Origin of the sequence: Pedobacter yulinensis (genome assembly GCF_003029735.1) — a bacterium.
In the GTDB taxonomy this organism is placed as follows: Bacteria; Bacteroidota; Bacteroidia; order Sphingobacteriales; family Sphingobacteriaceae; genus Pedobacter; species Pedobacter yulinensis.
Genome location: NZ_KZ686269.1, coordinates 768055 through 793783 on the forward strand (window position 1 = coordinate 768055; position 25729 = coordinate 793783).

The 25729-nt window shown below is 50.3% G+C and carries 23 protein-coding genes, 1 tRNA gene and 1 pseudogene; 7 read left to right on the forward strand and 18 right to left on the reverse strand.

Annotation, left to right across the window (positions count from 1 at the left end):
* Positions 1-12: 12 nt before the first annotated feature.
* From C7T94_RS10645 to C7T94_RS10710, 12 genes are all read right to left on the reverse strand, one after another.
* Positions 13-1257: a DUF6786 family protein gene (locus C7T94_RS10645; RefSeq protein WP_107215325.1), complete on the reverse strand. Its 1245-nt coding sequence runs from the start codon at positions 1255-1257 to the stop codon at positions 13-15.
* Between the two features lie 32 nt (positions 1258-1289).
* A complete protein-coding gene (locus tag C7T94_RS10650) occupies positions 1290-1703 on the reverse strand; it encodes a DUF4945 domain-containing protein (RefSeq protein WP_107215326.1) in 414 nt (137 codons plus the stop codon).
* A 10-nt stretch (positions 1704-1713) separates the two neighbouring features.
* The gene (locus tag C7T94_RS10655; RefSeq protein WP_107215327.1) at positions 1714-3459 is read right to left on the reverse strand and encodes a RagB/SusD family nutrient uptake outer membrane protein; all 1746 of its coding nucleotides are present in this window, start codon (positions 3457-3459) and stop codon (positions 1714-1716) included.
* A gap of 10 nt (positions 3460-3469) precedes the next feature.
* Positions 3470-6625 carry a SusC/RagA family TonB-linked outer membrane protein gene (locus C7T94_RS10660; RefSeq protein ID WP_107215328.1) on the reverse strand — a complete coding sequence of 1052 codons (3156 nt, stop codon included), beginning with the start codon at positions 6623-6625 and terminating at the stop codon, positions 3470-3472.
* 58 nt (positions 6626-6683) lie between these two features.
* Entirely contained in the window at positions 6684-7880 is a 1197-nt protein-coding gene (locus C7T94_RS10665) for a glycoside hydrolase family 172 protein (RefSeq protein WP_107216063.1), read from the reverse strand.
* Between the two features lie 1115 nt (positions 7881-8995).
* Positions 8996-10006 (reverse strand): LacI family DNA-binding transcriptional regulator, encoded by a 1011-nt coding sequence (locus tag C7T94_RS10680; RefSeq protein ID WP_107215331.1) that lies wholly within the window; start codon positions 10004-10006, stop codon positions 8996-8998.
* Between the two features lie 72 nt (positions 10007-10078).
* The gene (locus C7T94_RS10685) at positions 10079-10861 is read right to left on the reverse strand and encodes an L-fucose dehydrogenase (protein WP_107215332.1); all 783 of its coding nucleotides are present in this window, start codon (positions 10859-10861) and stop codon (positions 10079-10081) included.
* Positions 10861-11676 (reverse strand): amidohydrolase family protein, encoded by an 816-nt coding sequence (locus C7T94_RS10690; RefSeq protein WP_107215333.1) that lies wholly within the window; start codon positions 11674-11676, stop codon positions 10861-10863. Before C7T94_RS10690 ends, C7T94_RS10685 begins: the two co-directional genes overlap by 1 nt.
* A complete protein-coding gene (locus C7T94_RS10695; protein ID WP_107215334.1) occupies positions 11673-12008 on the reverse strand; it encodes an L-rhamnose mutarotase in 336 nt (111 codons plus the stop codon). Before C7T94_RS10695 ends, C7T94_RS10690 begins: the two co-directional genes overlap by 4 nt.
* A 5-nt stretch (positions 12009-12013) precedes the next feature.
* Positions 12014-12865 (reverse strand): fumarylacetoacetate hydrolase family protein, encoded by an 852-nt coding sequence (locus tag C7T94_RS10700; protein WP_107215335.1) that lies wholly within the window; start codon positions 12863-12865, stop codon positions 12014-12016.
* A 19-nt stretch (positions 12866-12884) separates the two neighbouring features.
* On the reverse strand, positions 12885-13649 hold the full coding sequence (locus tag C7T94_RS10705) for an SDR family NAD(P)-dependent oxidoreductase (RefSeq protein WP_107215336.1): 765 nt from the start codon (positions 13647-13649) through the stop codon (positions 12885-12887).
* Between the two features lie 11 nt (positions 13650-13660).
* Complete coding sequence (locus tag C7T94_RS10710; protein WP_107216064.1) at positions 13661-15301, reverse strand: UxaA family hydrolase; 1641 nt, start codon at positions 15299-15301, stop codon at positions 13661-13663.
* Between the two features lie 321 nt (positions 15302-15622).
* On the opposite strand from C7T94_RS10710, the gene C7T94_RS10720 reads away from it, so the two are divergent.
* Positions 15623-16483, forward strand: a complete 861-nt coding sequence (locus C7T94_RS10720; RefSeq protein ID WP_107215338.1) for an AraC family transcriptional regulator — start codon at positions 15623-15625, stop codon at positions 16481-16483.
* Between the two features lie 52 nt (positions 16484-16535).
* Here C7T94_RS10720 and C7T94_RS10725 read toward each other — a convergent pair whose 3' ends face one another.
* Positions 16536-18221: a sodium/sugar symporter gene (locus C7T94_RS10725; protein WP_107215339.1), complete on the reverse strand. Its 1686-nt coding sequence runs from the start codon at positions 18219-18221 to the stop codon at positions 16536-16538.
* A gap of 191 nt (positions 18222-18412) precedes the next feature.
* Here C7T94_RS10725 and C7T94_RS10730 point away from each other — a divergent pair, with 191 nt between their 5' ends.
* The 5 genes from C7T94_RS10730 to C7T94_RS10750 all read left to right on the forward strand — a co-directional run bounded on the left by C7T94_RS10730 (position 18413) and on the right by C7T94_RS10750 (position 21440).
* Positions 18413-18778 (forward strand): nuclear transport factor 2 family protein, encoded by a 366-nt coding sequence (locus tag C7T94_RS10730; RefSeq protein WP_107215340.1) that lies wholly within the window; start codon positions 18413-18415, stop codon positions 18776-18778.
* Between the two features lie 385 nt (positions 18779-19163).
* Positions 19164-19236, forward strand: a tRNA-Lys gene (locus tag C7T94_RS10735).
* Between the two features lie 225 nt (positions 19237-19461).
* The gene (locus tag C7T94_RS10740) at positions 19462-19713 is read left to right on the forward strand and encodes an Arm DNA-binding domain-containing protein (RefSeq protein WP_162618650.1); all 252 of its coding nucleotides are present in this window, start codon (positions 19462-19464) and stop codon (positions 19711-19713) included.
* Positions 19714-19760: 47 nt separating this feature from the next.
* Positions 19761-20705, forward strand: a complete 945-nt coding sequence (locus C7T94_RS10745; protein ID WP_162618651.1) for a site-specific integrase — start codon at positions 19761-19763, stop codon at positions 20703-20705.
* A gap of 144 nt (positions 20706-20849) precedes the next feature.
* The gene (locus tag C7T94_RS10750) at positions 20850-21440 is read left to right on the forward strand and encodes a hypothetical protein (protein WP_107215343.1); all 591 of its coding nucleotides are present in this window, start codon (positions 20850-20852) and stop codon (positions 21438-21440) included.
* Between the two features lie 39 nt (positions 21441-21479).
* On the opposite strand, the pseudogene C7T94_RS19500 reads toward C7T94_RS10750, so the two are convergent.
* The 5 genes and pseudogenes from C7T94_RS19500 to C7T94_RS10770 all read right to left on the reverse strand — a co-directional run.
* A pseudogene (locus tag C7T94_RS19500) lies at positions 21480-21875 on the reverse strand (integrase core domain-containing protein); the annotation flags it as partial.
* A 427-nt stretch (positions 21876-22302) separates the two neighbouring features.
* A complete protein-coding gene (locus tag C7T94_RS19505) occupies positions 22303-22569 on the reverse strand; it encodes a transposase (protein WP_204353262.1) in 267 nt (88 codons plus the stop codon).
* Positions 22570-22668: 99 nt separating this feature from the next.
* Positions 22669-23076: a plasmid mobilization relaxosome protein MobC gene (gene mobC / locus C7T94_RS10760; RefSeq protein WP_107215344.1), complete on the reverse strand. Its 408-nt coding sequence runs from the start codon at positions 23074-23076 to the stop codon at positions 22669-22671.
* Positions 23077-23216: 140 nt separating this feature from the next.
* Complete coding sequence (locus tag C7T94_RS10765; RefSeq protein WP_107215345.1) at positions 23217-23531, reverse strand: hypothetical protein; 315 nt, start codon at positions 23529-23531, stop codon at positions 23217-23219.
* Positions 23531-23860 (reverse strand): helix-turn-helix domain-containing protein, encoded by a 330-nt coding sequence (locus tag C7T94_RS10770; RefSeq protein WP_107215346.1) that lies wholly within the window; start codon positions 23858-23860, stop codon positions 23531-23533. Before C7T94_RS10770 ends, C7T94_RS10765 begins: the two co-directional genes overlap by 1 nt.
* A 957-nt stretch (positions 23861-24817) precedes the next feature.
* Between C7T94_RS10770 and C7T94_RS10775 the strand changes: the two genes are divergently transcribed.
* Positions 24818-25729 (forward strand): hypothetical protein, encoded by a 912-nt coding sequence (locus C7T94_RS10775; RefSeq protein WP_107215347.1) that lies wholly within the window; start codon positions 24818-24820, stop codon positions 25727-25729.

A 25729-nucleotide genomic window follows, 5' to 3' on the forward strand; every position in this document is an offset into this window, starting at 1 on the left:
CTGTCTGGCGATCTATTTTTTGAATGTCTCTGCAATCTCTGCGAGCGATACGCCGAGCACTTTTCGGGCGATCGCGTCGAGACCTTTTTCATTGCCGGTAAAATGAAATACGCTGTGGCTGTGGCTCAGTCTGCCGCCGGGCTTCAGGAAAGCAGCCGGCGATACGCTTTCGATTTCGTAGAACGGACCCATCTGGCTGCCGTCTGCCAGCGGCCCGTCGTTATAGGCATTCATGGCATCGCCGCTGTAGGGTTCGCGGTCGGTGCGCCATTCCTGGTTCAGGTATTTTGCCTTATTGTTTATGTCAAACAGGGTAATGGTCAGCACTTTGCTGTCTGCAGCGTAACTGCCGGCTACATTTTTAACGCGTACGGGCGGTATGCCCAATTTGCCGCGCGATTTCCCGTCGGCTTTGAAGAGAAGCACCCCGTTCTTGTAAGCGATCCTGTCTTTAGCGATCTCACCGAAATAATCGGTTGTTGCCACCTTGCCGGCGGCGCCTTCCTCGTAAGGAATAACGATGACCGTACCCGGCGAGGGGCTAAACATGTCCAGGTTCCACAGGCAGGGCGCCCCCGTTTGCTCATCCCAGGCATTGCTGCCTTTGTTGATCAGTACATTGGTGGTACGGAAACCAACGGTCTGCATGCCTGAACCCAGGCTGATGCCCAGCAGGCGGGCAATGCCAGCATGTTCAATTACTTCGATGTCGCGTTCAATACCCAGTTTAATGGGTGTGCCCGCATAGTTTTGCAGCTCCATGTCTTTACGCAGGGAAGCTTTTTTTTCTGTAGCCGCGGCCAGTTCCCAGCTTTCGCTGTCAATGCCCGGTGGCGTATGCCAGTTATCAAACTCCATTTTTGTACCGGGCTTGAAAAAGAGCGAAAATTTACCACCCTCCGGCCCCAGCCATAGCCGGTCCTCACCGCCGTAAGCGTTCATGTGCGGATCTACCGGCTGGTCAAACGCTTTGTAATTGACCCAGCCAAAGCTCTTGCCCTCCGGGCCTGCTGCGGTCGACGTGAAGACTTTTCCCTGGTACCTGGCCGATACGATCAGCTGGCCCTGGCCGGAGCTGTCTTTCAATACCACCAGGCTGTCTTTGTCTTGCAGGAAGGCCAGGTCATAGCCAAAGGTCCCTTTTTCGAATGCAGTCATGTCTTTCTGATCCTTTTCTTTGTTGCTGCCGCTGCAGCCGGCCAGGAAGAGTCCCAGCAAACCTGCGGCAATGGTTCGTGTAGTGTTCAGGTTGTTCATTTAATTTGAGGAGTATAGGTCGGTTTAGGTGCTCAGGGGGTGTATTGAACCGTTTGCCCGAGCGAATAAATACTGGATGCATAATTTACATCCTTATTTCGTGTTCTGCCAAAGAGTTTCACGATAAAGCGGTAGGTCTTCGTGGCATTGGGCAATTCATAGCTAAACGTTGACGGGCTGGCGGCAACCGTAAACTCGTTGATGACGATCGTCCGCGTTGGGCTGATCACCTCTGTAACCTGTATGTTGGCGCTGAGCGGCTGTTCAATCTCGGCCGGCATGCCCTGCGGCACGGTCCAGCCCAGGGTAACGTTTTTGGCACCGGTCTTCTGCAGCGTTACATTGGTAACCGCCGGCAGGCTAACGCCAGGTTTGCTGTAATCTGTGGATTTTTTGCAGGCTGCCAGCACAAGCAGCATCAGGCAAAGGCTTATGTATCTTTTCATGGTCTGCTGATTAATATCCCGGGTTCTGAGTATAACTGCCCTGAGAGTAGTTCATTTGGGGCTGCGGTATGGGTAGGAATTCATCACGTCCGGCTACAAAACGGCCCTGCCGGTTCCAGGCAAAACGATCGCCCTCTTTGGCAAAATAGGCGTTCATGGTCGGTTCAAGAATGCCCCAGCGCATCAGGTCGAAGAACCTGCGCCCTTCGTTGGCCAGTTCAAGCCGGTTTTCCCAGATCACAGCCTGCATGGCAAACTCCTTTGTCCAGGTGCAGTTTACACCGGGTTTGTAGGTGTCAGCCCGGTAATCCATCCAGGGTGTGCCATCAGGCTTTTTAAGACGCGCCGTACTGTTCGCGGCACGGGTTCTGATGCGGTTTACCAGGGGCAGCGCCTCCTGTTCCCTACCCAGCTGGATCAGGATCTCTGCTTTCCACAACAATACTTCGGCATACCGTATTTCCTTTTTGTTCATTGAGTTGTAAACAAAAAAAGGCTTGAAGACACAGTCACAGTCGGGAAGGACCTGTTCCTTAAGCGATTTAAAGTAACCGTACTGGGCTGCATCGCGCGTAGCGGCTTCCTCATAGATCAGCTGGTTGTTGTATTTGAAAGGGTAACCCGGAATGGCTACGGTATGGCTGAGCCTGGGATCAAAACTGTGACTTTTGAAATAGGCAACGTAGGTGTTTCCCTTCATCTCTGTGTTGTTGTAACCCGTAAAATCTGGCAGGCCGCCGTTATCGGTCTTAAAGGCGTTAACCAGCGTGTGCGATGGCTTGTGGAAGTCACAGCAGGCAAAGAAAGGCGCCCAGTAAGGCGCGTTCAGTTCATCGCCCCGGTTCAGACGCCCGTCTGTGGTGCCATCGTCAATTGAGTACTGAACCTCCCAAAGGGACTCTTTGGTGTTGTTGTCATACTGGATCAGGAAATTGTTGGCGAAATCTGGCTCCAGATCATAAGTTGAACCATCTTTGGCCATGATCAGGTCAATGTGCGCCAGCGCCTTGGTCAGCGTTTCCTTGTTGATGTTCACGACCTGGTGGCGGTCGTCTTTTTCATAGGCCCGAAACAGCAGTGACTTCGCTGCAAACGCGTGTGCGGCATACCGGGTGGGTCGTCCTTTTTCGGCCTGCGTTTCAGGTAAAGCGGCCGCGGCCTCTTCAAAATCTTTGATGATGCGGTCCCAGAGGGGAAGATCGTTCTGGTTCGGCTCGCGATTGGGTACCTTGGCTACAGCGTCTGCATCGTTGGGCGTGGTTTCGCTGATGAAAGGGATATACCGCCAGCGCAGTTTCATACCCAGATAGATCCAGGCCCTGATGAATTTCATTTCAGCAACCCGCTGGTCTTTAGCCGGGAAGGCTGCTGCATCGACCTTCGAAAGCAGGTTAAGTGCTGTATTGGCCCGGCTGATGCCGCGGTAACCGGCAAACCACGGACCATCATTGTTGCCAATGTTGGAGGTTACGGGAGCAAACAACTCCATTTCGTGCCAGGGCGTCTGGTCGTTAAGGCCGCCGCCGCCTTTGTAGGCATCATCAGAGCGCACGCTCTGGATCCACGGGTTGTGTGTATCGCCGTACCCCAGGCCGGCCATATGGGAGTAAGCTGCAATCACGAACTTCTCGATCTGCGCCGGGTCCTGCGCCTGCTCTTCAGACAGCACGCCCTTCGGATTAACTTCCAGGAACTTCTTGCAGCCGATCATACCGACCAGTACGAAGATGAGTATGCTGAGTTTTATGTGTTTCATAACTAGCGTTTTAAAAAGTAACATTTAAACCAATAAATCCGGTAACGGGCATGGGATAGCCGGTACCCGGGTTCTCGGGATCACCAGCGGTAAACCGGTCGTCTCCCCAGGTCTTTTTCAGGGTAAGCAGGTTCTGACCGGAGACGTATACGCGGAGCCGTTTCATGCTCCAGCGCTGCACGAGCTGCGCAGGGAATGAGTAGCCGATGTCAAGCGTACGCAGTTTCACGTAAGAACCGTTTTCCAGGTAGTATGATGAAAAGCGCTTTTCGCCGTTGGCATCGCCCCTTGATAAGGCGGGAATGTCAGAGTTGGGATTGAGCGGCGACCAGGCATCAAGGATGCGTACCGGATGGTTCCGGTCTTTCTGGATACCAATGTTCCAGAAATCGCTCGATTCTTTCCAGGCGTTGTAAACGGTGTTGCCGAAAAAGCCCTGGAAGAAAAAGGTAATGTCGAAGTTTTTGTACGTGGCGGCAAAGTTGAGACCGGCTGTAAGTTTTGGGTCTGATGTGCCCAGCCAGGCGCGGTCGTACACTTCATTGATGACGCCGTCGCCGTCCAGGTCTTTGTAGCGGATGCGCCCCAGCCCCTTGCCGTTCTGGCGGGCAGAGTTGTCCACTTCCTCCTGCGTTTTGAAGATGCCGTCGGCAACCAGGCCGTAGTGCGAATTGCGGGAACGGCCAATGATGTTGTCGAGCAGGCCATTGCCGGCATATACATATTTAAAACTTTCAGGTACGGAAACGATCTGGTTCCGGTAGGCAGCCATGTTGCCGGTAATGTTGTAACTAAAGTCCTTAGCGCGGCCCGCCCAGCTCAGCACCAGCTCTACGCCCTTGTTGTTCATGTTGCCCGCATTGATGAAGCGGTAACCACCTTCGCCAAGTGCAGCAGGGTACGGCGGTTCGAACAGCATGCCGGTGGTTGTTTTGTCAAACCAGTCAAACGATCCGCTCAGCCGGTTCTTCAGCAGGGCGAAGTCGACACCGAGGTTAACCTGGGTCGTTGCTTCCCAGCGAAGGTCTGCATTGCCCAGGCGCCGGCGCAGCAAACCACTTGGAATGCTTCCTGAGGGGTTGCCGGCAATGGGATAAGAGGTGCCGTTGAAGTCTGTAGCGTAGATGTTGTAAAGCCGTCCGGCGCCCAGTGGTTCAGAGTTTCCGTTTTGCCCCCAGCTTGCACGGATCTTCAGGTCGTTGATCGCCGTCAGGCTTTTCATGAATTTTTCTTCGCTGATGCGCCATCCCGCAGAAAATGCCGGAAAAACAGCATAGCGGTTGTTGGCTCCGAAAACAGAAGCACCATCCTGCCTGATCGTAGCAGAAAGCAGGTATCTGGATGCAAAGGCGTAGTTGACCTTACCAAAGAAAGAAGCGAGCCTGCGCTCGTCACCACCGCCAAATTGTTCCTTGCGGTCGCCGGCTGCGGCACCGAGATACGCGTAGTCCCGGTCTTCGGCTTCGAGTCCGTCCCGATAAGAGTTGATATCTTCGGCCACGAATTTGTAGATTTCTGTGCCGGCCAGCATGTCGATCACGCTTTTGCCAAGGGTTAAATTGTAGGTAGCGGTATTGGTCCAGGTATAGCCCAGGTTCTGGCCGTTTGTTTGACGAACCCCGTTGATGTCGCTTCCCCGGCCGCCGCCTTCCGCCCATTTGCGCTGAATATCGCGCAGGTAAGACATGCTGTAATCGACACCAAACTGACTTCTGAAATTCAGGTTGTCAAGTATTTTGAGGTTGACATAGGCATTGCCTAAGACTTTCATGAAGTTAAACCCATTGTCTTTGCTTAATTCCAGTTCGCGGATCGGGTTGTTAAAGTCGTCCATGCCCAATCCCATTGCCGAACCGCCCCAGCCGCCATTGTTGTCATATACAGGCACATTTGGCGGCATGACCAGGAACTGGTAGGTACTGTTTACACTGCGCACCTTGAGGTTGGTCAGCGTCAGGTTTTCGCCCACGGTTAGCCGGCCTTTGATCAGGTCGTATTCATTGTTGAACCTGGCCGAGTACCGCCTGAACTGAGAGGTGATCTGCGTACCGTCATTGTTGTAGTAGTTGAGCGAAAGCAAACTCGACGAACGTTCCCTGCCGCCCGATATGGTTACCTGGTGGTTTTGCTGCAGACCAGTACGCGTGCCTTCATCAAACCAGTTGGTGTTGGCCGAGGGCATTGTTTTCTGGTTATTGAGCCAGGGCACCGGGGTTACGCGGTTCAATACAGGAATACCCTGTGCATTGGTGTTCCAGTCATAATTGAAAATGCGGATGGTAGCGGGATCAATGCCGTCGTTAACGGTGGCCTGCCACAGACCGCGACCGTATTGTTCGGCATTGAGCATGTCTGGAACGCCGGTTATTTTCTGCAGACCCATGTACGTTTCGTAGGTAATCTCGTTTTCTCCCTTGCGACCTTTTTTAGTGTTGATCAGAATGACTCCGCCTGCGGCCCGCGAGCCGTAAATCGAGGCCGACGAGGCGTCTTTAAGAAACTGGATGCCTTCAATATCGTTCGGGTTGATGTCGCGCAGGTTGATGCTGACCGGCTGTCCGTCCAGTACAATAAGCGGCGGCGAGGAATTGATCGATGTGACGCCACGAACCTGGATGCCGATTTCTTCGGCCGGGTTGCCGTTGGTGGTGATGTTTACACCGGGTACCTTGCCTTGAAGCGACCGGAGTACATTCGCACTCGGGTTTTTGACAAAATCATCACGGGTTACAGCCGTTACGGCGCCGGTTAAATCGGCTTTCTTCTGGGTCATGTAACCCGTGTAGATACGCACCTCGTCCAGTTCATTTGCAGCAGGTTGCAGCTGGATGTCATAGGTATTCCCGCTCCCCAGGGTTAGCTCTCGTGTCTGCATGCCTATGAAACTGAAAACGAGCACCCCGCCCCCGGCCGGCGCACTGATCTCATAACGCCCCTGCGCATTGGTAGCTGCCCGCGTGGTGGTGCCTTTCAGCTGCACACTGACGCCTGCCAGGGCCTCGCCCGCTTCGTCGCGGACGACCCCGCCAACCTTGCGGGCCTGCTGCGCCTGGGCAAGGGATGGCCAGGCAGCGATCAGGACTGCGAGGCAAAGGCCGGCCAGTAAAGTGCTGCGGATCTTACCGTACTGCTGTACGGCGAATGCCTGTACTGTACTTTTCATCATGTTTCCTTATTTAGTTGATTGGTTGATAGCGTGGTTGAGCTGCTGGTCAGGCAGCCGGTTAGTTCACTTCCAGTTCGTCTTTAGAAGGAAGTTTAGGGAAACGGGCGTGTGGTTCGCGCTGGTACCAGTAAGCAACAGTTACAATATCAGAGCGCTGAGCCAGGTACCGGCCTTCTGAACGCCAGCCAAGATCCTGTATGGTGATCTTCAGGTCTTTTTCAAAGCGGACAGGATCCATGATGTGCCAGCGGTACATGCCGAAACGCTGGGAAACCTCATAATGGCCGTCGCCGCGCAAAACCTGGTGCAGGCCGGCGAAGGGAGTATTGAACTCTGTGTAGTCTGTAATTTCAGCACCCGAAGCTGTTTTCTTACGGCTGTCAAAGTTATACGAGCCACAGAAATAGTCCTCTGTACCGGTCCCTACAATGGTGGCGTAATCCTTGTCGCCATCCATGAAAAATTTGATTTCTCCTTCGCCCCACCAGCCGTTGTTCGTCACGCCAACGCCCATATAGGTGCCTACATAGTGTCCTTTGCCCTTAATCCCGTCTACGATGGTATGCAGGGATGTCGGACTGTGGCGGCTGCGGCGAAACTGCGCATGGAAGTACGCTTCGTCTTCACCAACAGGCGTGAGGGTGTAGTCGACCTGGTAATACAGGTTCATAGGCCGTTCGTCTATGTTTTCCATGGTGATGCGGCATTTCTTGCGGAAAGGCATCTTCCAGTAACTGTTGAAGGCACTTCCCGGGTTGACGGTCATGGCCATGGAATTCAGGTGTGAATACCTGCCCCAGCCCATGCCAAAGAAAGCTCCGACGGGCGCTTCGACCGATGGTTCGGATTCGTCGTCCCAGTAAAAGCGGATGATGGAAAAATTCCAATTGCCGGTAGGCGTCATCCAGATGTGCTGTATGGCGCCCGAGCCGTCGATTTCGGCAATGGTAATCGTTTCTTTGGAGTTGATGGTGATAAAGGGGTTCACTTTCCAGCCGAGGCCGAGATCGCGGGAGGCGTGAGCGGCGTTGGCCACATTTCGCTGGCCGTTTTGTTTGACAGGATCTGCCATGCCGCCCTTTCCTTTTGCCCCGGTAAAGTTCTCGGGGCTGATAGAACGCGTCTGCGCGTCAGATAAACGCGAGAGGTTGCCCATGTTCATGTCGAGGCCGTTAAAGGAGGCCGGTTTCTGAGCCTTGAGCTGGCTGGCAGCGAGCACAATAAGCAAGAAAGAAAAAAGTCTGGTTAGATTCATGTGTGGTAAAATTTGGCCATGCGGCAGCCCATGCCGCCCTGGCGGTTTAATTTTGATCATTTAAGAATCGGCTTGTGCTCCGTTCTCCGGAAAACTAGCTTACACGTTTAAGCTACATGTTCGAAAAAAACGCCAGTTAGATGTGGCGAAGCATGGCTCGATTTGGTTTATAATTTGGTTCGTTTACTCAAACTTAAGCTTAAACGTTTAAACAACCAAATATTTTTTTTGATTTTCGGATTAATTTTTTTGTTACGTTTTGCGGTTTCTGTGAGGATGCCGTTTGGAGGTTCACTAAAACGATTATGCATGGCAGCGGCTGGATGTGTCTGGTGGCGCTTACTTGGCGTATGGCCAGCGTGCCTTTTAAATGTTGTTCAGCCGGAGCGCTCCTTATTGTCTTTGCACCCATCCCGGTTCCCGTGGCCCACCCAACCCTTACTGTCATTCTGAGAATGCCAGCGTAGCGCGGAGGAATCTCTCCAGTACGGGGCGCGGGGCTTGTTGTGTTGTGATACAAAACATGGATTACAGCTGAATAACAGCAGCGGGAGATTCCTCACCGCGCGGTTTGCCCGCCAGACAATCAAGCTGTGGTTCCGGAATGAGGAGTGGGGATACGAACAGATTCTTCGCTTTCGCCCTGAATGACATAATGGTGTGGACGGCCGACGGGTATGCGCCCTGGTCTTTATTCCTTGTTCCCGGCTCTTGATTCCGCTTAGGGGCCCCGGTTTTTATTTTTGGTTCTGTATATGCTGGATCCATGCTTCGACAAGCTCAACATGACATTGACAAGCTCAGCATGACATTGACAAACTCAGCATATAAGCGCATTGCAGGTCGCCGCCGCGGTCTTTATTCCTGGCTCCTGGTTCACCTAAAAAAGCAATTGGAGCCGCTCCTAACCGCGGCGGCTACTTCTTTTCCCCGCCGAAAAGAAGCAAAAGGCGGGCGGCTGTTCTGTGGCGAGACAATACAAGGCCACTTCGCAACGATCAAAGGCAGCTGGTATACCGCCGTAAGGGCTCTATTGACAGGCACTGCTCCTCTGGCACCCAGTTGTGCAAAGCGGGCTTTATGCCCGGTTCCTGATGTCTGATTCGGCGGTGCTCTTAATGCTTCTCCCGGACAATCAGCGCAGAATCTACAAACACCTGGTCCAATTGTGGTTGTTTGCCGCTGATCTGTTCGGCCAGGATGCGGACCGCTTCTTTGCCCATTTCGAGCAAGGGCTGGTTCACAAATGTCAGCGGTGCATAAAACAGGTCGAATGCCTCGCTTTCGTCGAAACAGACCACAGATATGGTTTCAGGAATTCGGTAATTGTTGCGGTTCAGGTACCGCAGGCCGCCCATCGATAAAGCGTTGCTTCCAAAGAAAAAAGCGTCGATATCGGGATGGCCGCGCATCAGTTGGCCCATTACCTCGCCTACCTCCCGCTGGATAAAGTTGTAGCTGATCTCTTTAACCAGGTTCAGGTCAGAATCAAGGCCGCTGTCTTTGAGCGCATCAAGGTAACCCCGCTCCCGCTCTTTCATGTGCACCAGCTCGCTTTTATAAGCGATCATGGCGATCTTTTTGCGGTGCTGCCCGGCCAGGTGCCGTACAGCCTGGTACGATGCCTGGTAATTGTTCGTCACAACAAAGTTGGTCTGTATATCTGGAAAATACCGGTCAATGAGGACAAAAGGAATGCGCTGGTCCTGTAAACTGCGAATTTGTTCTTCCGAACCTTCGGTCGGCGCAATGATAAAGCCATCTACCTGCCTTTCCAGCAGGATGTTAATCAGGTTCTGCGACTTGTCTGCAGCCTCATCAGAGCTGCCGAAGATCACGGTATAATTGTATTTTTTGGCCTCGTCCTCGATGGTGCGGGCAATGTTGGCAAAAAACGGGTTGGAAATGTCTGCCACGATCAGACCGATGGTTTGCGACCGGCCGGTTTTCAGGCTTTTGGCGATCTGGTTGGGCTGATACCCCAGTTCCCTGGCCTTCACGCGAATCACTTCGGCAATCTTCTGACCCACCCGGGCTTCTTTTTCCTTGTTATTCAGCACGTAAGAAACCAGAGCTGTCGAAACACCGACTGCCTGGGCAATATCTTTGATAGACACTCTTTTCATGCGGATAAAGATAGGCTTAATCGATTAAATTGCAACAGAAGTTCGGTACATGAAATTTTATTGCCTGACAGGCTAGCGGATGGCCCTGTCCAGGTGTACATAACCACCGTCAACATGCAGCAGCTGGCCTGTGGTATGGCTGGAACGTTCAGAGAGCAGGAAGACAGCGGCATTGGCAATCTCCTCGCTGCTGGTCATGCGTTGCCCAAGCGGAATGCGCCTGGTAATTTCCTCAAGTTTCTCTGCACCGTCTGCAAAAGAATGGACCCAGGTTTCGTACTGAGGCGTCCAGCACTCGCTTACCACAATCGCGTTCACACGAATGCCATACGGCAACAGTTCGACCGCCCATTCCCTGGTCAGCGCGTTCCGGCCGCCGTTGGCCGCTGCATAACCCGAGGTGCCCCCCTGCCCTGTCTCAGCCGTTTTGCTGCTGATGTTCAGGATGCTGCCCTTGCTCAGCTTCAGCGCGGGCAGTGCATGCTGCGCCAGCAGGTAATAATGAATCAGGCTTTTGTGTAACGAGGCCATGAAGGCTTCATAACTTCCGTCTTCAAGCCCCACACCATCGTTCTGGCCGGCGTTGTTGACAAGTCCGTCAATGCGCCCGAAACGTCTGAGCGTTTCGGCGATGACCCCCGCGCAGCGCGCCGGCTCGTTCAGTTCGGCCGTCACAAAGGCTGCGCGTTGCCCCTGTTCAGTCAAGTGGCTTGTCAAGGCCGCATTGTCAGCTTCGTTCCGGCCCACGATAATGGGCAGGGCCCCCTCTGCCGCAAGCAAACTCACAATCGAGGCGCCGATGCCCTTGGCACCGCCGGTAACGATAAATACTTTGTCTTTTAAATTCAGGTCCATCAGGATAATGTATAAAACCTGGCAGCATTGCCGCCAAAAAAAGCCGTTTTTTCAGCCTCAGAAAAACCATCCAGGTAAGCGCTGAGCAGGTTCAGCCAGGCCCGGTACCCGCCGGCCAATTGCACCAGTGGCCAGTCGCTGCCAAAAAGCAGCCTTTCTATGCCAAATGCGCTGAAAACGACATCAAGATACGGATAGATCTCTTTAGCCGACCAGTTTTGCCAGTTGGCTTCCGTCAGCAAGCCCGAAACTTTGCAGGACACGTTGGGGTGCCTGGCAATGCGCTGTATATCCGCGGTCCAGTCGTCGATCCGGCCTGAAGCAATGGCTGGCTTTGCGCAATGGTCCAGCACAAAGGGCTGTGGCGGACAGGCTTCCAGGAACGCTGCCACTTCGGTCAGCTGCTGCGAGAATACCAGGATGTCGTACCTAAAACCGGCCCGGCCAAGGGCATGTATGCCGCGTATAAAGTCTGGCTGTGCCAGAAACCCCTCGGGTTCTGCCTGGACAATATGCCTGAAGCCTTTTAGCAACGCCAAGGTTTTGTACTGCGCGAGCGTATCTTCCACATTGGGCGCCCGCAGGTCCGTCCAGCCTACGACTCCCTGGATCGTCGGATTGTCGCTGGCCAGCTGCAACAAAAAACCGGTCTCCAGATCAGTTTGGCTGGCCTGAACGGCCACACAACCAGCGCCGGGATTAACCTGCTCAAACTGAGCGGGCAGAAAATCCTGCCTGATAGCCTGCATGTCTGGCGTAATCCAGGCATCCCGCCTGGGATCGTAATTCCAGAAATGCACATGGCTGTCTATCATACAGAAAAGCTGAATATCCGAACCATTAACCGCCACTTTTCGCCCGGTTTGCTGCCAGGCAGCTGCTGCTGATAGGTCCACATCAGCGTTTCCCAGTCCTGCACTTTCGCATTGGCTGCATCAGCTTCCGTCTTGGCGTCGAACGAAAAGCCGGCAGCGGTTTCCATTATCATAAACAGGCGGTTGCCGGTGCGGTAAATCTCCATGGCAAGAATACCCGAGTTTCGTATGCTGTCAAGTACTTCTGGCCAAACCGCCGCATGGTGTGCATCGTAGGCGGCGATCAGCGCGGGGTCATCGACCAGGTCGAGAGAAAGGCAGTAGCGGTTCATGCGTTTTATGATTCGTAAGCACGGGCTACCTGCCGGCTGCTTCCCAGTCCGTCAATTCCCAGTTCCACCACATCGCCCGGTTTGAGGTACCAGGGTTCGGGTTTCTGGCCCAGCCCCACGCCCGCTGGTGTGCCGGTGGTAATGACATCGCCCGGTAGCAGGGTCATAAACTGGCTGATGTATGATACGAGGTAAGGAATGTTGAAGATCAGGTTGGCCGTGCTGCCATCCTGCAGCATTTTTCCGTTAACCGTTAGCCAGAGTCGCAGGTTGTGTACATCCTGCAGTTCATCAGGGGTGGCAATAAACGGGCCGATGGGCGCGAAGGTGTCGCAGCTTTTGCCTTTAACCCACTGTCCGTTTCTTTCCAGCTGAAATTCCCGTTCGCTGTAATCGTTATGGAGCGTATACCCTGCCACATGTTTAAGCGCATCTGCTTCAGTCACGTAGCTGGCTTTTTTGCCAATCACCAGGGCCAGTTCGACCTCCCAGTCGGTTTTCTGGCTGTTGCGGGGAATGACCAGGTCATCGTTCGGACCGGCGATCGCCGTGGTCGATTTGAAGAAAAGAATCGGTTCTGCCGGAATAGGTGCATTTGTCTCAGCTGCATGGTCTTTGTAGTTCAGGCCCACACAGATGATTTTTGACGGCCTGGCCAGCGGTGCGCCGAGTCGCGTACCTGCCGGTATCTCGCTCAATTGTTCTGTGCCTATTGTATGGCGCAGGCCGGCCAGGCCGTCGCCGCCGAAAAAGGCTTCGTCATAGTCGTTTACCCAGGCCGACACATCGAACATTTTGTCGTTGATGATAACGCCAGGTCTTTCCTGGCCCGGATTTCCGTATCTGATCAGTTTCATGCTGTATTTTTATCCTAATTTAATTATTCAAAGTGGTAAAGCCGCCGTCTATCGGATAGTCCACACCAGTAATGAAGCCGGCTTCGTCGCTGCAAAGGTAAACCGCCAGCGCAGCGACCTCTTCGGGCCTGGCCATGCGGCCTATGGGCTGTGTTTTGCTCAGCTTTTCGAACATCTCTGCCACCTGATCCGGATAGTTCTGCTGCAGGAATCCGTCTACGAAAGGGGTGTGTACCCGTGCCGGCGATATGGAATTGCAGCGGATGTTTTCATGGATGTAGTCTTTGGCTACGCTCATGGTCATGGCTTTGACCGCTCCTTTTGCCGCACTGTACGCAAAGCGGTCGGGAAGACCAACCAGCGCGGCGATTGATGCCATGTTCAGGATTACGCCCCCTCCTGCCTGCCGCAGTTGCGGAATGCCGGCAAAAAGGCAGTTGTACACGCCCTTGACGTTCACTTGCATGACGCGGTCGAAATCAGCCTCGGTTGTGGTGTCGGCCTTGCCGATGTGTGCGATACCGGCATTGTTGACGAGGATATTGATCGGGCCGATCTGCGAAAAGGCCTGTCCTACTGCCGCCTGATCGGCCACATTGCAGGCATGGCTGTACGCCTGGTTGCCTGCCTGTGTAATCTGGCTGAGTGTTGCGGTGGCCTTGTCGGTACTGAGCTCGATGATGTGTACCTCGGCGCCTTGTGCGGCCAGCGCAACGGCAATGGCCTGGCCAATGCCGCTTCCGCCGCCGGTTACCACTGCCTTTTTATGATTTAAAGAGAACATAGTCTTTCTTTTTACAAGCTAACGCCCCGTTTCCAGGGAATAAAATCGTCCTGGTTCAACTGCACCGCCTTCGGCAGGCTACGCCCGCTGGCCACCTCAATGCAATACTCCAGGATATCTGCACCCATTTCTGCAAGGCTTTTTTCGCCGCGTATGACCGGGCCGGTGTCGATATCAATGATGTCGCTCATGCGGCTGGCCAGGGCTGAGTTTGTGGCTATTTTGATTGTTGGACAAACAGGATTGCCTGTCGGAGTGCCCAGTCCGGTGGTAAACAGGATCAGCGTTGCACCTGCCGCCGCCTTGCCCGTTGTGGCTTCTACATCGTTCCCGGGTGTGCACACCAGGTTTAACCCTGGCCGGATAGCCGGTTCTGTGTAATCGAGTACATCGGCTACCGGTGCAGAACCGCCTTTTTTGGCCGCCCCGGCAGATTTCATGGCATCGGTAATCAGTCCGTCCCGGATGTTCCCCGGCGAAGGGTTCATGAAAAACCCGGAACCCACTCGGTGTGCCATTTCATCATATTCCGTCATCAGCCGGATGAATTTCTCGGCAACCCGCCGTTCGGGCGTGCGGTCAATCAGCTCCTGTTCCACGCCGCACAGTTCCGGAAATTCGGCGAGCAGCACCTGTGCCCCGAGCCCAACAAGCAGGTCGGCGCAATGCCCAACGGCCGGATTGGCCGAAATGCCGCTGAAACCATCGCTTCCGCCGCATTTTACGCCGACCGACAGTTTGCTTAGCGGTGCAGGCTGCCGCCCGGTGCGGTTGGCTGCGATGAGCCCTTCGAAAGTCTGCCTGATGGCATCGGCGATCAGCTGTGCTTCACTTTGCGTACGCTGCTGCTCAAAAATGAGAAGCGGTTTGCCGAATGCGGGGTTTCGTGCCGCCAGATCGCGCTGGAAGTCGGCCACCTGCAGGTGCTGGCAGCCCAGGCTAAGCAGGGTTACCCCGGCCACGTTCGGGTGGTCTGCATAAGCCGCAAGCAGTTTGCTGAGTGTGTCGGCATCCTGCCGGGTTCCGCCGCAACCACCGCTGTGGTTCAGAAATTTAATGCCGTCTATGTTTTGAAACAGCCGGTTTGCCGGTTCTGCGGCGGCGAACTGTACACTGGCATCGGGCAGTGCGCGGCCTTCCCGGTAGGCTTGGGCCAGGGACTGTGTATATCTTTTATACTGCTCGTTAACCGAATAACCCAGTTCATTGTGCAGGGCCTCTTTGATCACGTCAAGGTTGCGGTTTTCGCAAAAAACGGTTGGAATGAAGAGCCAGTAATTGGCTGTGCCTACGCGCCCGTCGGCGCGGTGATAACCGTCAAATGTGCGCTGCTGCCAGGCCGTTGTATCCGGCGCCTGCCAGTTGTACACAGCATCGCGGTAAGCGTAGGGTTCAGCTGCATGTTTGGTATTTTCGGTACGCATGCGGCTTCCCCGGGTAACCGGCACCTGGGTGCGGCCCACGAGTACCCCATACATAGTGACCGCCGCACCTGCGTCCAGATCCTGCATAAAGAACTTATGCTTGGCCGGGATTTCCTCGGTCAGGTAGAACGTTTCGCCTTTGAAAGTCAGGCTGCTTCCTGCGGGTAAATCGGCCAGTGCCACCAGCACATTGTCTTTTTCGTGAATTTGTAGTATGCGTTGGTTCATGCTCAAGCGATAATTTCCGGCCCGGGCCGGTGGTGTTTTGTAAAATTGGCCGCGCCTTGACTGTCCGTATGAGCGCTTGCATGGCATGCAAGAGGTCTTTAGGCGCAGGTGCTCCCTGGCGGACCCTACGCGCGGCGGCGAAAGCGTGGTTAGCTTGTACGGTTGCCGTCTTACAAATAAAGGTCCGGTTTGCCAGAGTTGATTGTCTGGTTTTGGCTAATTATTGTATGATTTTGCCGTTATTTGATTTCGGTGACTTAATATTGTCCAATATCTTTAATTTTATTGTAAACGCAATTCCTCCAGTTTAAGCACAAAAGAATGAAACCGCAACTCTTAAAAGTTTCTACAGACACCCTGCATTCTTTCAGCGCGCGGCGCGATACAGCGCCTGATATCAACAACCGCTGGCATTACCACGAGGAAACCGAACTGATCTACGTGCGCAAGGGTACAGGCACGCAGTTCATTGGCGACAGCATGCTGTCTTTCAAACCCGGCGATGTGGTGCTTGTGGGTAGCAACCTGCCCCATTACTGGCGCTTCGACGAGGAATATTTTCGTGACGGCAGCGAGGTTGAGGTCTGGGCCATTCATTTTAAAGAGAATTTTTTCGGACAAGCCTTCCTAGAGCTGCCCGAAAACCATGAACTGCGAAAGGTACTCGAGCAGTCCCGCCGGGGTGTGCGCATTGGTGCCGATGAAAGTGTGGCCATATCGGCCATCATCAGGCAGCTGACCGAAACGGAGGGCACCACGCGCCTGATCAGGCTGCTGGAGGCGCTGACCAGCATTGCCCGCGCCAAGGATAAAACGCTGCTGGCTTCACTTGGCTTCAGATACAATTTCCAGGATTCAGAAAAAGACCGCATCCAATCTATTTACAATTATAGCATCACGAATTTTAAGAAGAAGATCCAGCTGGCTGAAATCGCCGAGGTGGCGCGGGTAAGCCATCATTCTTTCTGCAAGTACTTCAAGTCGAAAAGCGGCAAGACCTATTCCCGGTTCATCAACGAGATCCGCGTGGGACATGCCTGCAAGCTGTTGATCGAAAGCCGGATGACCGTCAAGGAAGTGTGTTACGAGAGCGGTTTCTACAACTTTGCCAGTTTTCACAAGTACTTTAAGGAAATTACAGGCAAAAGCCCGCTGAGTTACCAGAAGACCTTTGTCTCTTAATAAAAAAGGCCCTGATCGCAATGACCAGGGCCTTTTTATTTGAGGTGTCACACTACCAGTAAACGGAGTAGAGCGCCACAAGCATACCAACGATCAGCAATGAGCCGACCGCGAAAGAGGTTGATACTTTGAACATGGAGGCATCGACCTCAAGGCCTTTCGGTTTCACGCCGCGTGCGTTCTCTACCTTGCTGATGATGAACATACCGATGATACAGCACAGGAATACGATAGACATGCGGTCCATGAACGGAATTTCGTAAACACCGGCTCCGTTTGGAACGGACCAGCCCGATGCATGCAGGAACGAAAGGTCGACCCACATGGGCAGGAACTTCAGAATAACCGAGAATACGAAACCGCCGATTGTCGCGAACAGGGCCGCGTTTGAGGTGGTCTTTTTCCAGAAGAACCCGAGGATGAACATGGCAAAGATACCCGGCGAAACAAAACCGGTGTATTCCTGGATGTATTGGAAACCTTGTTTACCCTCGCCCATCAGCGCATCGCCGATAACCAGCGAAAGCAGCACGGCAAGCAGCATGGACACCACAACGGTGATCTTGCCTACGCCAACCAGGCGACCTTCTGAAGCTTCGGGCGCGAAGGCTTTTTTATAAATATCGAGGGTAAAGATGGTTGCAATGCTGTTTGCTTTGCCGGCCAGCGATGCCACGATAGCCGCAGTCAGTGCCGCAAAAGACAGGCCTTTCAGGCCGATGGGCAGCAGACCCAGCAGTGCCGGATAAGCTTTATTCGGGTCCTGCACGCCGCCAGAGGTCAGCAGTGCGTCGGGGCTGATGCCGCCTGCATCGTTCTTAATGATGTAGTAAACGGCAATACCCGGGATAACCACGATAACCGGCATGAGCATTTTCAGGAAAGCTGCAAAAAGCAGTCCGCTGCGGGCAACCGGTAAACTGGCGCCGAGTGCACGCTGGGTGATGTATTGGTTACAGCCCCAGTAACTCAGGTTGGCGATCCACATGCCGCCGATCAGCACGCTGAGGCCGGGCAAGTCGATGTAGTTCGGGTTATCTTTTTCGAAAATGAGGTGGAAATGTTCGGAGGCCCCTTCCTGCAGAATGGCGAAACCCTTGCCGATGCCGCCTCCGCCCGAGATGAGGTTCAGCGCCAGGTAAGTAGCCACAAGGCCGCCCAGTACGAGGAAAAAGACCTGGATCACGTCGGTATAACCAATCACCTTCATGCCACCCAGGGTGATGAAGATGGCGAAGATGGCCAGGGCCAGGATACATACGGTGATGCTGATGCCCGAAATGCCGCTAATGGCCAGGGCGCCGAGGTAAAGGATCGACATGAGGTTGACCACGATGTACAGCATGAGCCAGAAAACGGCCATGATCATGGCTACCGTGCCGTTGTAACGTTGGTGCAGGAACTGCGGCATGGTGAAGATCTTGTTCTTCAGGTACACCGGCATAAAAAAAATGGCCACGATGATGAGGGTTGCTGCCGCCATCCATTCGTAGGCCGAAATGGCGAGGCCGAGTTTGAAACCCGAGCCGCTCATGCCGATCATTTGTTCGGCCGAGATGTTTGAGGCGATGAGTGAGGCGCCGATTGCCCACCAGGTCAGCGAGCCTTCTGCGAGGAAGTAATCGGCAGAGTCGGCCTGGTCTTTCTTCTTCTTTTTATAGATCCAGAAGCCATAGCCGGAAACGATTATGAAGTAAAAGAGGAATACGACATAATCGAGGGTTTGAAGTTTGTCCATCGAAATTATTATAAAATTTAGTTAGCGTATTTGGTTCAGGGCTTAAACTTATCATTAGTTTAAGGATTTTACAAGTGAATTGCAAAAGATAGTGTTATTGATACACGAAGTGCGCGTTTGATCTCATGGCTGTAAGCCGCAGACTTTCGCCGGGGATTTCTTAACTTGGCGATCAAACCTAGTTAATCCCTATGATTCAATCCCAGCACATTGCCGCATTGGAAGAAAAATTGATCGGCGCCATACGCAACAGCGACTTAGCCGTTCTGGACCAGTTACTGCACGATAAGCTTTTGTTCACGAATCACCTTGGGTATGTGATGAACAAGGAGCAGGACCTGGCGAGTCACCGGAGTGGCGCATTGTCGATTGCCGGTATTGTTATAAGCAACCAACAGATCCGCCTGATCGATGACTGTGCGGTTGTCTCGGTCCGCAAACGTGTAAGCGGCAGTTACGCCGGTGCACCGTTCGATGACGAGTTGCAGTTTACACGGGTATGGAAACAGGTTGCCAGCGGCTGGAAGGTAATCGCGGCGAGCAGTGTGAAGGGTTGATTTGGTGTTTTGGATGGGGGGTATATCGTAGTTCGTCATTCGTATTTAGACGGCCACCCCGTCAGATTTGAGATTTGAGTCTTCAGACCTTAGTCGGGGCCTATGTTGCGCTCTAGGGGGTGTGGCGGTGGGTGGAAGCTTTTCACTTTTTACTCCATTTTCAACTTCGAACGGTCTTTTCTCCTTGTTCTTCTCTTTTTTCTCGTTGGCAGGTACTGGCTTCCCAAACCCGCCTGATTCCCGCGGTTGAAAAACTAATTCCCCTAAAAATCAATTGCCTATCCCCTGTTTCGCAGAAAAATGCTGTTGAGATTTGGAGGAAATACCTTGCATGGCTATATTTGCACCACTTTAAAGGAAACGGTTACACGTTGCCGACGAAGTTGATTCCGTAGCTCAGCCGGTAGAGCATAACACTTTTAATGTTGGGGTCCTGGGTTCGAGTCCCAGCGGGATCACAGATGGCCTTCGAAAGAAGGCCATTTTTGTTTAAATACCCTTCTAAACCGTTAAAAAGCGGAAATTTCAATACAAACAAGACTAACTAAATGCAGGTAAATCGGTCGCCTATTCGGTCGCCTATTTATTTTACGGAAATTAGGCGACCGAATTTCGCTTAGATTCCGATATATCTATTTGATTTTCAGTTCAGAGAACCATGTTTCACTTAAAAAAAAATGGTTATGAAAGTAAATGAAAATCTTTCGATTCTGTTCTATCTGAACACCCCAAAAAAGAGCAGAGACGGCCTAGTTCCCATCTATGTAAGAATTACTGTTGACGGCAAAAAGGATGAGTTTTCGTCCGGTAAGAAATCGACCCTGAATATTGGGATGCAAAAACTGGCGCAGGCAAAGACTGCCCCGATCAGAAGGCTATCAACAGCTATATCACAAAAACAAAATCCGGACTTGAAAAATGCTACATCCTGTTAGAAGCTTCCCATGCTAAAGTTAGCGCGGCCATGATTAAAGAAGCCTATATGCCAAAAGCAATTGTAAGCAAAACACTGCTAAATGCCTTTCAGTTGCACAACAAAGAGTTTGCGGAAAAGGTGAGCAAACAGAAAGGTTCCGACAAAACCCTTGCCCGCTATGAGCGGCTGGAAGGAAAAATTAAAGTGTTTTTAAAAAAGAAGTACAAACTCAATGATATTGCCCTTGACGATGTGCAAATGGCGCTGGCGACCAACTTTTACCACCACCTGATCATGGATGATATTGGCGAGAATACGGCTATGAAATATGTAAATACCTTAAAGCAGGTCATTGACCGAGCAATAGATGAGGGCTGGATCAAGCGCAACGCCATCAATGGATTTAAGTGTACTTATGTGCAGCCTGACCGGGAATGCCTGGAGGCGCATGAAATTCAAAAGATATATAAGAAGAAGATTGCTATTAAACGCCTTGAAGAAGTGCGGGACGTTTATATTTTCTGCTGCTTTACGGGATATGCCTATGAAACAACTTATAACCTGGAGCCGGAAAATATCTTTAAGGGCGTGGACGGTCAACTATGGATCACAAAAGACAGGGCGAAAACCGGTGTTGAAGAAACGGTTCCGCTGATGCCTATTCCGCTTGCTATCATAAAAAAGTATAAAGATCATCCCTACTGCGTGGCTAACAACAAGCTGCTGCCTGTTAACAGCAATTACCGCTATAATGTGTACTTAAAAGAACTGGCCGATATCTGCGGCATCAGAAAAGAACTGACTACACATACCGCCCGGCATACTTTTGCCACGACGGTAACATTGGAAAATGACGTGCCGCTGGAAACGGTCGGCAAAATGCTTGGCCATAAAGATTTGCGCAGCACACAGATCTATGCAAGAATTACTAAGCGAAAGATCAGCAATAATATGAAGGAGCTAAATAAGAAAATATTCACCGAGAAAGGTGTATTTAAATCGGCTTCTTGACTTCACCCGATAGCAAAAAAGAAAGCCCTGGCAATGACCAGGGCTTAATTCTTAAACTTAATTACGTTTTTGTTTCCAAAAAGAGGCTTTATTAAGCATTACATTACAAATGTACATACTTTTAATCTTTAATGCAATACTAAATTGAAATATCAACAGCTAGAACAATTTATTTCAAAACCGAGGCTAGATCGTTTTCTAATTGCTTGTGGCAACTCTAAGACTAAAGCTCAAAAGCTGTATAAAATAAATCTTCGGGTATCACAGGAACCCTATCCTTTGCTCAATCTTTTTGAAATATTTATAAGGAACGCAATTAATGCACAAATGATTGTACAGTTTGCAGACGCAGATTGGATCGTTAATCAAAAGGCACACTTCATGAGTAATCCTTCTTTATCCAGATCTCGATTCCAGATGAGACACTCGGTGCAAAATGCAGAAGCCGCTATCAGACGAAAAGGAGCCGCCGTGACTGCCGGTAAAGTTATTGCAGAACAAACTTTTGGTTTTTGGACAAGTCTTTTTGAAACCCATCATTTCCGTTTGATTGGAGGTGCGCCTTTAACATGTTTTGCCAATAAACCAGCGGTTGAAAATAGAAGTAGTATTGCTGCTAAACTAAATGATATCCGGCAATTCAGAAATCGTGTATATCATAATGAACCAATATGCTTTTTAAATTGTAACCCTCCCGGAATTCGAACCGGTTTTATGACGAGATTTCAAATCTAATATCTCTGTTGTTGTTAAGCCAACTTTTTTCAAGTTGGCTTAATGACGACACGCCGCCGGCAGGGCCTTATACTCCGCTGGTGTTTTGCCGTTTAGGGCGTCATGTGGTCTATTGTAATTATAATCCTGCATCCATTCCTCGGCCAGGATCTGCACCTGGGTGATGTCCTCAAAAAGGTAAGCGTCCAGGATGTTTTCCCTGAAGGTTCTGTTAAAGCGTTCGATATAACCGTTTTGCATAGGTCTGCCTGGCTGGATGTACTGAACCTTAATACCTTTAGCGCCACACCAGTCCCGGAACTCCCTGCTGATAAACTCTGGTCCGTTATCAGTCCTGATCCGCTTAGGTTTGCCTTTTTCTCGCATGATCCTGTCTAGTAATCGGGTGACCAGCTGTGCAGGCATGCTATGGGCGGCTTCTATAGCAATGGCTTCCCTGTTAAAACATCAATTACATTCAGGGTCCGGAATTTCCTTTTGTTCACCAGCACATCACTCATAAAATCTAAAGACCAAGTCTCAGTGTAGTTTTCGGGTTGACACAGAGGTTGTTTAACACGGTGGGGAACACGCCTCTTTGCTTTCCTCCGCTTATTCATTCCAAGTATCAGGTAAACTCTGCGCACCCGCTTATAATTCCACTTCAGGCCTTCCCGGCGGATACGGCTGTAATAAAGATCTTGCCCTTCGGTTGGGTGCTTAACGGCCAGCTCCTGAAGCTTCAAAATGGTCGCACTATCGTCTTTGATCCTGGTATAATAATACATGGACTTTGGCAAGCATATAATCTTGCAAGCCCTGCTGATGCTGATATGATACCGGGCGATCACATAAGCAGCCATGTCTTTGCGCTGGCAGGGCTTTAGAACTTTTTTGACAACACATCTTTAAGAATCTTGTTATCAAGAGCTAGTTCCGCATACATATGCTTTAACCGACGGTTTTCTTCTTCCAGCTCCTTTAAACGACGAAGTTCCTGATTATCCATTCCGGAATACTTCTTCTTCCAATTGTAAAAAGTGGCTTGGTGAACACCTAATGCACGGCAAATGTCCGCCGCTGATTTCCCAGCCTCATGTTCCTTGATCGCTGAAACGATCTGTGACTCGCTGATTTTTGACTTTTTCATCCTTCTGTTAAAGTTACGTTTTTTCGTCACTCAAACAGTCCGAGTTTTTGGAAGGGTTACAGTTGTACATCAGGATACCCCGGATGCTTTTACCGCTTTTTATCTTTGCAACCATTTTTTGGCGAGTTGGGAAATGAGCGACAGCAGCACGCTGATCTTCGGTTCTATCTGCCGGAAAAGCTCTGCGACTTTTGCGGCATGGCTGTTCTTTTCATCATCTTTTTTTGTGGTATTCAGGTAGCGGGTAACCTGGTTGATATTGGTACCGATCCTGCGTATTTCTTCTTTGATGGTGACCAGGTTTTCCATTGGCCCGTCCATGGAAGCATCCTTATGAAAGTAAATCACTTCCTGGCTCGAAAGGATGCGCCGTACGACTTCGCCAACGGTACGACAGTCGCTGTTCGCCCGGATCTTGTCCAGCTCTTTCCAGGCTTTTTCGGTTATCCGGAAGATGACGGGATGGGTTAATATTTCATCCGGCTGTGCTGCTTTTTTTCTGCCCATATACTTTACTGTTTTGATCCATCAGGTGCAAGTTCCGCGGCACCCGAAAAAGACGTTTCGTATACGAAAATACATCTAGCTATTTCCGCAAAACGGGAAATGCGTCTCCTTTGGTCGCCGTGCTGAACTCCTTGCATCTGTTAAATGATTGATTGATATTTTGATAATCTTGCCTGTCGTTTCAGGAACTGCCGATGGTCAAAAATCCACTCCGCTGCCAGTACTTTCCAATTGCGAATAGCGGCACCGGTGATGGTTTTCCACCGTTCCTTTTGGTAGTGACGATAGAAGCTTTCGGCTTGATCCCCGCAGCCTTGCTGGTCGAAATAAATGGCCACAAATTCCGGCTCGGGTGGAATGTTGTAGCCGAAGCCCAATGTTTCCGCATAGGTTTTTACCTGCCTTGTTTGGGCGATTTTTGCTGATCGTTCCGGCCTTCTTTTTGCCCTTCTCATCAGGCTACTCTCAGGTGCGTTTCATAGTGGCCGGATTCCATAAGCTGCATGATTTCCTGGTAGTCATAATAGGTAATGCCGCCAAGTTTGGTAAAGGGGATGATGCCTTTGTCCCGAAGGTATTGCAGCTTGCCTGCCGACAGGCGCAGCATCTTACGCACCTCGTCAGATTTGAGCCAGCGTTTGGCTGGCTCGGCAACGCGCTGTTGCATGAGGCCTGCGATGTCTTTTAATAACGCTTCCTTAAATTCGATCAGGTCCCCCAGGGTAATCAACTGATCCCGCTGAATGGTTGGCTTTTGTTGCTGGTTGTCTTTTATTGCTGTCATAACTGTAAATGTTTATGCCAGCAAAGGTGGTGAGCGGTGTAAAAAAAGGTACCCGAGTATAACCGAGTAGGAATAAAGGATTCAGCAGTACGTTATAATTTATAAACTAATTGACAAGGTTTATGCCTATGATACTGTGAATTATAATCCGAGGATTTTACAACATATCGTTAGCACTACAGAAGAACTGGCAACGTATATACCTTTCAGTTTTGGTAGACAAAGCCGCTATTGCTTTATAAACAAATATCTGGTTTAAACTTCACTTCTTTTAAGTGGACTTGGGATATACACTATACACACTGCGGGCCTCGTATCGGCAGATTTGCAATATCTGAACTTTATCCAGTATCTTCATCTTTTTTTCGCATCATTATGCGGATTAAGTTCGATCTATTTTTTTATAAATTATTAATCGCTAAAGTGATGTTTCCATATTCTCTTAAGCTTCCCCCAAACTATTGAAAGCGTTGAAAGAGTTTAGATAATCAACCATTTCAGCAAATAACGAACCGTTTTCTCTAGGTGACCAGCAGTAATTATTTTATGAAACTTACGGCAAACAGCATTTTTCTTAAATAAAATAAAAAATTATCAAGACAACATTATTGTAACATGTTGATTTTTAACAATTTAAATAGTTATTAAATAAAACTTCTATTCAAGAATCAACAAGAATAATGTCATACTAATGAATTTTAGAAAATAGAATCAAATAAAATTTGTTTTAGTTCTCTTTAATAGCAATAAAATGCTTTCGTAAACTTTTTAAAGCATTTTTACTAATGATTGATATTCGATAATCAAAGGAATCTTGATGTTCTTACATACATAACGCAACAAAAGCACAACAACTATTAAGTGTAATCTGTTGAAAAAGTGTATAGTATGTTAATAAATAATTGATGAAAACGAAGTGAACCGTGTATATATTTGTTCTTTACATATCATTATAACATGGAAAATTTTAAAATGCGGTTCAAATGGAATGGTTTGGAGTTGGACTTGGAGGGGAATGAAAAAGTCGTTCGCGAAGAATTCGCAGTTTTTAAGGACTTTATGATAGAAAAGGTGATCCCGAATTTGGGTAATTCAGTTTCGGTGGTAGAGTCAGAAAATATAGGACTACAAGAAGGCTCACAAACAAGCGATAGTATCCGCTTTCCGCATATCAAAGAAGTGGTTATGCGAGACTTGCCAAAAACGGAGGGTGAATGGATACTGATTTACGGCTTTTACGCGTCGAATTTCGGTAAAGAACCTTTTTCTGAACCAGCGATTAAGACCCTCTACGAAGTATCTAAACGCAAAAACTTGAATCGCATGAAAAATTTTTCAGCGAATTTCAACCGGTTAATCAGTAACGGCTTAATCAAGATATTGAACGAAAATGAGTTCATCCTTTCGCAAAAGGGACTGGAACAATCGCACTACATCTTAGACTACGATCAGCACCCTCCGGTAATTGAACAAGGGGTTGGTGGAGACGCTGTCGCATCCAAAAAAATTAAAAAGGCTGGCAAGTCCGCTTTGAAAAACAAGGGGCCACAGATGCTGTCGTCACTGAACTTGAAGCAGCCGCATGTAGAAACCATTCGCAGTTTCTACGAACGACATTCAGCAAGCACATTTTTTGAGCGAAACTTGATGTTCGTTTATTATTTGGAAAAGATATTACAGGAAACCCCTGTCACACTCAGCCATATCTACACCTGCTATAAATCGCTTTCCCTGAAAGTACCGGGAAATATTTACCAAAGCATAGTGGACACTAAGAAAATTAAAGGTTGGCTGGAGATCAGATCGATGAATGATATCCAACTCAGCATACACGGTGAACAAGTAGTTGAACATGAATTAACCAATTAA

Excerpts from the sequence above, each read along its gene's own strand:
- C7T94_RS10645 (WP_107215325.1), bottom strand. The coding sequence starts at position 1,257 with ATGAACAACCTGAACACTACACGAACCATTGCCGCAGGTTTGCTGGGA.
- C7T94_RS10650 (WP_107215326.1), bottom strand. The coding sequence starts at position 1,703 with ATGAAAAGATACATAAGCCTTTGCCTGATGCTGCTTGTGCTGGCAGCC.
- C7T94_RS10655 (WP_107215327.1), bottom strand. The coding sequence starts at position 3,459 with ATGAAACACATAAAACTCAGCATACTCATCTTCGTACTGGTCGGTATG.
- C7T94_RS10660 (WP_107215328.1), bottom strand. The coding sequence starts at position 6,625 with ATGATGAAAAGTACAGTACAGGCATTCGCCGTACAGCAGTACGGTAAG.
- C7T94_RS10665 (WP_107216063.1), bottom strand. The coding sequence starts at position 7,880 with ATGAATCTAACCAGACTTTTTTCTTTCTTGCTTATTGTGCTCGCTGCC.
- C7T94_RS10680 (WP_107215331.1), bottom strand. The coding sequence starts at position 10,006 with ATGAAAAGAGTGTCTATCAAAGATATTGCCCAGGCAGTCGGTGTTTCG.
- C7T94_RS10685 (WP_107215332.1), bottom strand. The coding sequence starts at position 10,861 with ATGGACCTGAATTTAAAAGACAAAGTATTTATCGTTACCGGCGGTGCC.
- C7T94_RS10690 (WP_107215333.1), bottom strand. The coding sequence starts at position 11,676 with ATGATAGACAGCCATGTGCATTTCTGGAATTACGATCCCAGGCGGGAT.
- C7T94_RS10695 (WP_107215334.1), bottom strand. The coding sequence starts at position 12,008 with ATGAACCGCTACTGCCTTTCTCTCGACCTGGTCGATGACCCCGCGCTG.
- C7T94_RS10700 (WP_107215335.1), bottom strand. The coding sequence starts at position 12,865 with ATGAAACTGATCAGATACGGAAATCCGGGCCAGGAAAGACCTGGCGTT.
- C7T94_RS10705 (WP_107215336.1), bottom strand. The coding sequence starts at position 13,649 with ATGTTCTCTTTAAATCATAAAAAGGCAGTGGTAACCGGCGGCGGAAGC.
- C7T94_RS10710 (WP_107216064.1), bottom strand. The coding sequence starts at position 15,301 with ATGAACCAACGCATACTACAAATTCACGAAAAAGACAATGTGCTGGTG.
- C7T94_RS10720 (WP_107215338.1), top strand. The coding sequence starts at position 15,623 with ATGAAACCGCAACTCTTAAAAGTTTCTACAGACACCCTGCATTCTTTC.
- C7T94_RS10725 (WP_107215339.1), bottom strand. The coding sequence starts at position 18,221 with ATGGACAAACTTCAAACCCTCGATTATGTCGTATTCCTCTTTTACTTC.
- C7T94_RS10730 (WP_107215340.1), top strand. The coding sequence starts at position 18,413 with ATGATTCAATCCCAGCACATTGCCGCATTGGAAGAAAAATTGATCGGC.
- C7T94_RS10740 (WP_162618650.1), top strand. The coding sequence starts at position 19,462 with ATGAAAGTAAATGAAAATCTTTCGATTCTGTTCTATCTGAACACCCCA.
- C7T94_RS10745 (WP_162618651.1), top strand. The coding sequence starts at position 19,761 with ATGCCAAAAGCAATTGTAAGCAAAACACTGCTAAATGCCTTTCAGTTG.
- C7T94_RS19505 (WP_204353262.1), bottom strand. The coding sequence starts at position 22,569 with ATGAAAAAGTCAAAAATCAGCGAGTCACAGATCGTTTCAGCGATCAAG.
- mobC (WP_107215344.1), bottom strand. The coding sequence starts at position 23,076 with ATGGGCAGAAAAAAAGCAGCACAGCCGGATGAAATATTAACCCATCCC.
- C7T94_RS10765 (WP_107215345.1), bottom strand. The coding sequence starts at position 23,531 with ATGAGAAGGGCAAAAAGAAGGCCGGAACGATCAGCAAAAATCGCCCAA.
- C7T94_RS10770 (WP_107215346.1), bottom strand. The coding sequence starts at position 23,860 with ATGACAGCAATAAAAGACAACCAGCAACAAAAGCCAACCATTCAGCGG.
- C7T94_RS10775 (WP_107215347.1), top strand. The coding sequence starts at position 24,818 with ATGGAAAATTTTAAAATGCGGTTCAAATGGAATGGTTTGGAGTTGGAC.